Genomic DNA, 7,161 nt, shown 5'->3' on the forward strand with positions numbered 1-7,161 from the left:
GCCATGCCCGGCAGGGAGGTCATCGGTGGCCACCGCCGGCCGTGTCGGCCAGGACCCCGGGCAGGTGGGTGCGGGCGTACGCGATCGCGTCGGGGGTGGCGGCGAAGACGCGGTGCTCGGCGTGGAGCCGGTCGAGGACGCCGAGGGCGTCCAGGGTCCTGCGGTGGTCCTCGCGGACACCGGAGACCAGGACGAGGATGCCGCGGCGCTCCAGCTTGTCGACGGCGTCGCCCAGCACGAGGGCGCCGGTGGCGTCGATCGCGGTGATCCGCGACAGGCGCAGCACGACGGCCTTCACGTCGCTCGTCTCGGCGAGTTCGAGGAGGAAGCGGTGGGCGGCGGCGAAGAACAGCGGCCCGTCGATGCGGTAGGCGACGATGTGTTCGGCCAGCAGGGCCTGTTCCTCGGCGTGGTGGTCGGCGGGCGGCAGGCCGTCGTGCAGTGGCACGCGGGTGAGGGCGGCGGAGCGGGCGACCTGGCGCAGCGCGAGGGCACCGGCCACGAGCAGCCCGACGATGACGGCGGTCACCAGGTCGAAGGCGAGGGTGGCGGCCGCGGTCAGGGCGAGGATCGCGGCCTCGCCGCGTCCGGCGCGGGCCAGCGCCCGAAGGGAGGCGACCTCGACCATCCGTACCGCGGTCGCGATCAGTACGCCGGCCAGCGCCGCGAGCGGGATGCCCTCGACGAGCGGGGCGGCGGCGAACACCACGGCGGCGAGGACGGCCGCGTGGACGAGTGCGGCAAGCCGGGAGACGGCCCCGGAGCGGACGTTGACGGCGGTGCGGGCGATGGCGCCGGTGGCCGCGACACCGCCGAACAGCGGCGCGGCCAGGTTCGCCAGGCCCTGGCCGAACAGCTCCCGGTCGCTGTCGTGCCGCTGGGAGACGCTCATCGCGTCCGCGGCGGTGGCGGACATCAGCGACTCCAGTGCGGCGAGCGCCGCCACCGCGACCGCGGCCGTCGCCAGCCTCGGCACGTCCGCGGGGTGGAAGAAGCCGAGCGAGGGCGCGGGCAGGCCGGAGGGGAGGTGCCCGATCGTCGCCACGTCCAGACCGGCGCCGGAGACGAGGAGCGTCGCGGCGACCACGGCGAGCAGCGAGAACGGGACACCCGGCCGCAGCCGGGCACCGAGCAGCATCACCGCAGCCACCCCGCCGGCCAGCGCCAACGGCGCGAGCTGCGGATCGGCGACGAAGTCGGCCAGGGCGTCCCACGCGGTAACGGCGACGTTCTCGGCACCCGAAGGCTTCACGCCGAGTGCCGCCGGTACCTGCTGGAGGCCGATGACGGCGGCGATGCCGAGGGTGAACCCCTCCACCACCGGCGCCGGAACGAACGCCATGAAGCGCCCGGCACCGCCGATCGCCGTCGCGACCAGCAGCACACCGGCGAGCAGACCCACCGTCAGCACACCATCGGTGCCGAACCGGTGGACGATCGGCACCAGGACCACCGTCATCGCCCCGGTCGGCCCGCTGACCTGCAGGTTCGAACCGCCGAAGAACGCTGCCAGCGCGCCGGCGACCACCGCGGTCGCCAGACCCGCAGCCGCGCCCGCGCCCGACGCCACACCGAAGCCCAGCGCGAGCGGCAGCGCGACGATCGCCACCGTCACCCCGGCGAGCAGGTCCTTGCGCGGTGAGCACCGCATCGTCGCCCACGTCGTGCGATCGGGAAGCACCGCCCGCAGCCGGCCGCCCGGACGGCTCGCGGACGAAGCGGACGCGCCGCTCATGCCTCCGCCGCCTCTGCCGCCTGCGCCCCGTGCCCGCCGAGCTCGGCCAGCAGGTCCGACTGGACGGTGATCATCGTGGACAGGATCCGCCGTGCCGCCTGCAGCAGCTCCGCCACGTCCGGCGTGCTCAGCGCGTACACCACGGTGTTGCCGTCCCGGGTGGCCGACACCAGCTGGGTGCGGCGCAGCACCGCCAGCTGCTGGGACAGGTTCGAGGGCTCGATCTCGATCTCCGCCAGCAGCTCGCGCACCGGCCGCGGGCCGTCCTGCAGCAGCTCCAGCACCCGGATCCGCACCGGATGGCCGAGCGTGCGGAAGAACTCCGCCTTCGCCTGATACAGCGGGATCGCCATCAGTCCTGCTCCTCCTCGTCCGCCGCACGGTCCAGCGCGATGCCGTGGTGGGCCGCGATCCGCAGCAGTTGCGTGATCCGCCCCGCGTACGCCTGCGCCTTCTCCTCGTCACCGGCTTCCCGGGCCCGGGCCCGCAGTCGGCGGGCCTCGGCCAGCTGCTCGCGCAGTTCCGCGTCGAACACGCCGCTCATCGCCGCTGTCCCTCCGCCTCGGGCCCCGCGTCCCTGCCGAGCCCGCCGGTACACGAATACATCATCTTCGAACATGAAGAATTCTTCAAATGGCGACGGGTGTGAGCCCTGGCCGGGAGTCCGGCCGATCCGCCTGTCGATCACCCGTCGTTCCGGCCGGTCGGCCCGGCCGTCGGTGTCCGGTCCTGTCGCATCCGTGTGAGCGGCGCTCCGCTTCCGGGGTGCGCTTGCCTTCCGCCTTCGCCTTCCGCATGCAGCGGCGGCTGGAGGCGGTGGGCCGGACGACTCGCGGCCCGCCCCGACGCCGGTCCCTGCCGTCGAGGCGGGCGTGGCGTGGTGCGGCCGCAGGTGGGCGGCCGGCCCCGTGGCCGGGGTCAGGCCTTCTTGACCACGCTCGACTTGAGCTGCATGGCGCCGAAACCCTCGATCCGGCAGTCGATGTCGTGGCCGTCCACGCCGTCGACCAGGCGGATGTTGCGCACCTTGGTCCCGGCCTTGATGCCCGACGGGCTGCCCTTGACCTTCAGCGCCTTCACCACGGTCACCGTGTCGCCGTCGTGCAGCTCGTTGCCGACCGCGTCCCGCACCACCCGCTCGCCGGGGGCCTGCGCGCCGCTGTCGCCGGGGGCCCACTCGTGTCCGCACTCGGGGCACACCACCAGCGCGTCCATGGCGTAGGTGTACTCGCCGGAACACTTCGGGCACGGGGGAAGGTTCTCGCTCATGGGCCCGGGTCCTCCGCCTGTCGCATCTGTCGCACTGTGTCGGGAAAGAATGCGGGCCCGCCGCACCCCCGTGGCGCAGCAGGCCCGCTCCGGCAGCGCCTCCGGGGAGCTGCCGAGAGTCCGAGTTTAGCATTTGAAAATCTACGCAAGTCCAATGGTCGCAGCCCTGTGCCGACCCTGCGCGCGCAGCCCGGCGCATCCACCGGCATTGCTACAGTCGAACCAGCGCCCCGACCCCGACACGGACGGTGACCCCATGCCTGCCGATCCCTCGCGGCAACCCTCCGTCACCGCGGTGCCGCTCTACCAGGTCAAGGCGGAGTTCTTCAAAACCCTCGGCCATCCCGTGCGGATCCGGGTCCTCGAACTGCTCAGCCAGCGCGAGCACGCCGTCGCCGAACTCCTCGCCGACGTCGGCGTCGAGGCCTCCAACCTCTCCCAGCAGCTCGCCGTCCTGCGTCGCGCGGGTGTGGTCACCTCCCGCCGCGACGGCGCCGCCGTGATCTACCGGATCACCAGCCCCGAGGTCGCCGAACTCCTCGCGGTCGCCCGCTCCATCCTCACCCACGTGATCACCGACCGCGCCGAACTCCTCGGAGACCTCCGCCCGGGTCCGGCCGACTGACCGCGACGCCACGGCCACCGGCTTCGGCGTCCCGGCGAGCACCGCGCCACCAGGCGAACCGTCGTCTCCGCCGGATCCCTTCGCGGCGTGCCGGGTCGGGCGCGCAGGTACTGGTGCAAGAAGCCGTTGTCGTACCGACCTTGGTGAGCATGGGCCCTGTGCCTGACCGGCGCGAACGCACCCGTCACCCGCGGAAGGACAGCGGCTCCCAACTGGCCCGGACGGGAATCGTGTCAGAAGTCCGGTCTAGGTTCGGCCCGTGAACCACAGCAGCTCCAAGGCCCGGGCGCACCGCGAGCCTGACGTGCCGCCCTACCGGGTAGTCCTGGCGGAGACCGATTGGGGTTCGCTCCAGACGGCCTTCGGCAACGGTGAGCGCCTTCCCGAAGTCCTGGCACGGTTGCTGGAGCCCGATCCCAAGGTGCAGGTCACCGCTCTGTCGGAACTGAGTGAGCTGGTCGGCCACCAGAACAGCATCTACGAAGCCACCGCCCCCGTCGCCGTGTACGTCGCCGGCATCCTCGCCCACCCGGCGGCCATGACCCTCCGGCCGTATCGCAACGTCCCCATCCGCGCGACATTGTTGAACTGGTTGGTTTCCACGGCCTACGACGCCTCCGACGAGATCGTCGACCGCATCGAGCAGTACTTCCCCGGCTTCCTCACCCACGACACCGCGCTGGCGGCCTTCCGGGACCTGCGCCCGATGCTCTATCGAGCCGTCGCGCCCTTCCTGCAGGACGGTCACGAGGACGTGCGCGAAGCCGCCGGCCTCGCCGCGCTCATCCTCGCCGAACACCCCGCGCTTGCCCGGCGCCGCGACCACCTCGCCGTGCACGCGCGCCGCATCCTGGACACCAGCAGCGACGACCCCAACCGGCGCGTTGCCCGGAGGGCCCTCGAAGCATGGGGCCACGACGTCACCGACATCGAACCCATCCAGGAGGAGCCCTGGGACTGCGGGCCGCACAGCGATGGCCGCGGCGATCTCGAACCCCCCTTCTGACCGATGGGCGAACGGCCCACCGGCCCGAGGACGTGCGGCCGGCCGAGCATTCCGGAACAGGCCGTCACCCGTCCTGAGCGGCCGCACGCCGGCCCCCGGCCTCCGGACGCCGGGGGCGGCGTGAGCGGGGGCCGGGGGCCGGGGGCGGGCGACGGGGGATCAGCCGCCCTGCTGCTGGAGGATCGAGGAGGCCTCGGCGACGTCCTCGATGACCTGGGAGACGAAGGCGTCGAGGTCGGCCACGGCGGTGTTGTTGACGCCGACGAAGAACGTCCGGATCTCGCCGGAGGGCGTCACCAGGTAGCCCGCGACGGTCTCGGCGCCCACCGCGAACCGCTCGTTCAGGGCGTCGAAGCCGGCGACCGTCCCGGTCTTGGCGAACACCTTGCCGACGCCCGCGCAGCCGGTGCAGAAGCCGTCCAGCGTGCCGTCCTCGCCGAGGATCGGCAGGGTGTCGCGGAACTCCTCGGCGTCCGGGGTGTGCAGCCAGTACCGGAGCAGCTGGTTGACCGCCACGGGGGTGGTCCGGTCGACCGGGTCGCCGCCCCGGCCGTCGGCGAGCTGCACCTGTTCGGGGTCGACCCCCGCCGCCTCCAGGAACGCCCGGAGCACCGGGAACCCGGCATTGCAGTCGGTGCTGCCCGCGGACACCGCCATCAGGCAGACGTCGAGGTTGGCGCCGAGGTTGTGGCTGACCTTGAGCACCAGTCGGGCGTACTGGCTGAAGGGCGGCGACACGTAGGAGGCGACGTCGGAGCCGGGCGCGTACGCGGCGGGCAGGCCGTCCTCGTCGTTGGCGCCGACCGGGTCGGCGGTCACCTTCACGCCGGCCCGGGCGAGCGCCTCGATCAGAGCCGTCCGTCCGAAGGCGGCCGGGTCCACGACCGGGCTTACCCGTAGCACGGGCGCCGCGTCGGCGGCGATCGTGCCGGACAGCGTGATCCGCGTCCCGTCCTCGGACGCCGTCACCTCGATGTCCGTGGTGCCCCCGGCGGCCACCGTGGTGACCTGTGAGACGACCTCGTAGGGCGCGACCTGGGGACGCCAGGAGAGTTCGGCCGGGTGGCCCGGAGCGGTCGGCGTGGTGAGCAGGTCGATCAGGTTGTCGTTGATGATCAGCGGGGTGGGGGTCGGATCGAGGTCCGGCGTTTCGAACAGCCGGGTGTCGACCACCACGTCGCCGTCCACCCGGCTGATGCCGGACTGCCGGATCTGCTGCGCGATGTCGTCGATCCCCGCGAGCGGGTCCTCGGGGGTGAGGGTCGCGCCGGGCAGGTCGTTGGCGTACGTGTGGTCGATGGAGGTGAAGTCCAGGGTGCCCTCGGGCGTGACCCGGCCGCCGAGCGCCAGGTCGCCCTGCGCCACCAGGACGAGGTCGCCGTGCAGACCGGCGCCGTCGCGGGTGCCGACGGCGTGGACGGGGGTCGTGAAGCGGTGGTCGCCGCCGAGCGCGTGCCAGGTGCCGGAGACGGTGAACAGCTTGGCCACCGAACCGGGGATGAAGAACTTGTCCGACTGGAGCTCGTGCAGCACCCCGCCCTGAGGGTCCTCCTCCAGGACGCCCCACTGGGCGTGCGCGTAGATCGGTTTGTCGAGGATCCGCCCGAGGATGTCCTGCGTGTCCCCTCCGGCTCCGCCGCCCGGCGGCCCTCCGCCGGCGATCGTCAGCGCGGCCAGGGCCAGCATGCCGCCGGCGAGTCCGGTTCTGCCTATTCGTCGTACGTGGCGCTTGGTCGCCATTCAGCCCACCAGTTCTGGATGTCCGGTCCGGCGCCGTGGACACACCCGACACGGGGCCGCGTCGGGGAGACGGCATCCGGCGCCGCGGTGATCGGCCGTCGTCGAACCGACGGTCGCACGCCCGCTCCGCGGCGGGGCACCCGTGCGCGCCATCCGGGTGCCCGAGGTCGGCATCCGGGTGGCGCCGTGACCGCGCCCGTGACCGGGAGATGCTCCGCAAGGGTCGGCCGAGGCTCCGGACGGCCTCCGGGGAAGCGGCCGCGATCCAGGCCGGGATCGCCCTGCACCGCCTCGCGTCCGAGCCCCGCCGAGGAGGGCGACCGGTCCCCACCGAGCCGGTCCACCGGCCGAGCCGCCCCGACCGGCGCACGGCGCCGGGACCGGGGACGGGCATCGCACACCGCAGGACAAGGAGCACCCCATGTCGACGAGCAGCACCCAGGACGTCTCACGCCGGGCGGGCGATCTGTCCCGCACCGGACGGGACTTCGTCGTCGAAGACGCCGGGCTGCGGCGACTGCGCCACCACTTGCTGCGCCTCACCCTGGCCGGCCTCACCCATCCGGAGGTCGACGACAGGAACGGGAACAGATCATCGCCGAAGGCCTCGGCCGCGCCCACTTCCAGGACGGCGGCCGCCGCGCCCGCGGCCTCGACGTCACGCCGACCGGCCCCGCCGGGCCGACCTCTCCGTCTGAGAAAGTGTTGGGTAATTGATCAACTGCGTGGCGTGATCCGCTGGTGGTGATCTTTGCGGTCAAGGTGTCCGCGAAGATCGCCGCCATG

Annotated in this window: 8 protein-coding genes; 3 read left to right on the forward strand and 5 right to left on the reverse strand. The window is 72.9% G+C overall.

Annotated features, from left to right (window positions below):
* Positions 1-19 precede the first annotated feature (19 nt).
* The 4 genes from AB0O09_RS33940 to AB0O09_RS33955 all read right to left on the reverse strand — a co-directional run bounded on the left by AB0O09_RS33940 (position 20) and on the right by AB0O09_RS33955 (position 3,004).
* Positions 20-1,735, reverse strand: coding sequence for a SulP family inorganic anion transporter (locus tag AB0O09_RS33940; protein ID WP_363548600.1), 1,716 nt, complete (start codon positions 1,733-1,735; stop codon positions 20-22).
* The gene (locus AB0O09_RS33945; RefSeq protein ID WP_363548602.1) at positions 1,732-2,088 is read right to left on the reverse strand and encodes a metalloregulator ArsR/SmtB family transcription factor; all 357 of its coding nucleotides are present in this window, start codon (positions 2,086-2,088) and stop codon (positions 1,732-1,734) included. Before AB0O09_RS33945 ends, AB0O09_RS33940 begins: the two co-directional genes overlap by 4 nt.
* A complete protein-coding gene (locus AB0O09_RS33950) occupies positions 2,088-2,279 on the reverse strand; it encodes a hypothetical protein (RefSeq protein WP_363548604.1) in 192 nt (63 codons plus the stop codon). Before AB0O09_RS33950 ends, AB0O09_RS33945 begins: the two co-directional genes overlap by 1 nt.
* Positions 2,280-2,653: 374 nt before the next feature.
* On the reverse strand, positions 2,654-3,004 hold the full coding sequence (locus AB0O09_RS33955) for a zinc ribbon domain-containing protein YjdM (RefSeq protein WP_363548606.1): 351 nt from the start codon (positions 3,002-3,004) through the stop codon (positions 2,654-2,656).
* A gap of 256 nt (positions 3,005-3,260) precedes the next feature.
* Between AB0O09_RS33955 and AB0O09_RS33960 the strand changes: the two genes are divergently transcribed.
* Positions 3,261-3,629 carry a metalloregulator ArsR/SmtB family transcription factor gene (locus tag AB0O09_RS33960; RefSeq protein WP_363548608.1) on the forward strand — a complete coding sequence of 123 codons (369 nt, stop codon included), beginning with the start codon at positions 3,261-3,263 and terminating at the stop codon, positions 3,627-3,629.
* A gap of 259 nt (positions 3,630-3,888) precedes the next feature.
* A complete protein-coding gene (locus AB0O09_RS33965; protein WP_363548610.1) occupies positions 3,889-4,635 on the forward strand; it encodes a hypothetical protein in 747 nt (248 codons plus the stop codon).
* Positions 4,636-4,794: 159 nt separating this feature from the next.
* Here AB0O09_RS33965 and dacB read toward each other — a convergent pair whose 3' ends face one another.
* Positions 4,795-6,375, reverse strand: a complete 1,581-nt coding sequence (dacB, locus tag AB0O09_RS33970; protein WP_363548612.1) for a D-alanyl-D-alanine carboxypeptidase/D-alanyl-D-alanine-endopeptidase — start codon at positions 6,373-6,375, stop codon at positions 4,795-4,797.
* A 421-nt stretch (positions 6,376-6,796) separates the two neighbouring features.
* On the opposite strand from dacB, the gene AB0O09_RS33975 reads away from it, so the two are divergent.
* Complete coding sequence (locus tag AB0O09_RS33975) at positions 6,797-7,123, forward strand: hypothetical protein (RefSeq protein WP_363548614.1); 327 nt, start codon at positions 6,797-6,799, stop codon at positions 7,121-7,123.
* The last annotated feature ends 38 nt before the right edge of the window (positions 7,124-7,161 follow it).

It is taken from the genome of Kitasatospora sp. NPDC093679 (assembly GCF_040683455.1).
In the GTDB taxonomy this organism is placed as follows: domain Bacteria; phylum Actinomycetota; class Actinomycetes; order Streptomycetales; family Streptomycetaceae; genus Kitasatospora; species Kitasatospora arboriphila.

Coding starts and splice junctions, on each gene's coding strand:
- AB0O09_RS33940 (WP_363548600.1), bottom strand. CDS start 1,735: ATGAGCGGCGCGTCCGCTTCGTCCGCGAGCCGTCCGGGCGGCCGGCTG.
- AB0O09_RS33945 (WP_363548602.1), bottom strand. CDS start 2,088: ATGGCGATCCCGCTGTATCAGGCGAAGGCGGAGTTCTTCCGCACGCTC.
- AB0O09_RS33950 (WP_363548604.1), bottom strand. CDS start 2,279: ATGAGCGGCGTGTTCGACGCGGAACTGCGCGAGCAGCTGGCCGAGGCC.
- AB0O09_RS33955 (WP_363548606.1), bottom strand. CDS start 3,004: ATGAGCGAGAACCTTCCCCCGTGCCCGAAGTGTTCCGGCGAGTACACC.
- AB0O09_RS33960 (WP_363548608.1), top strand. CDS start 3,261: ATGCCTGCCGATCCCTCGCGGCAACCCTCCGTCACCGCGGTGCCGCTC.
- dacB (WP_363548612.1), bottom strand. CDS start 6,375: ATGGCGACCAAGCGCCACGTACGACGAATAGGCAGAACCGGACTCGCC.
- AB0O09_RS33975 (WP_363548614.1), top strand. CDS start 6,797: ATGTCGACGAGCAGCACCCAGGACGTCTCACGCCGGGCGGGCGATCTG.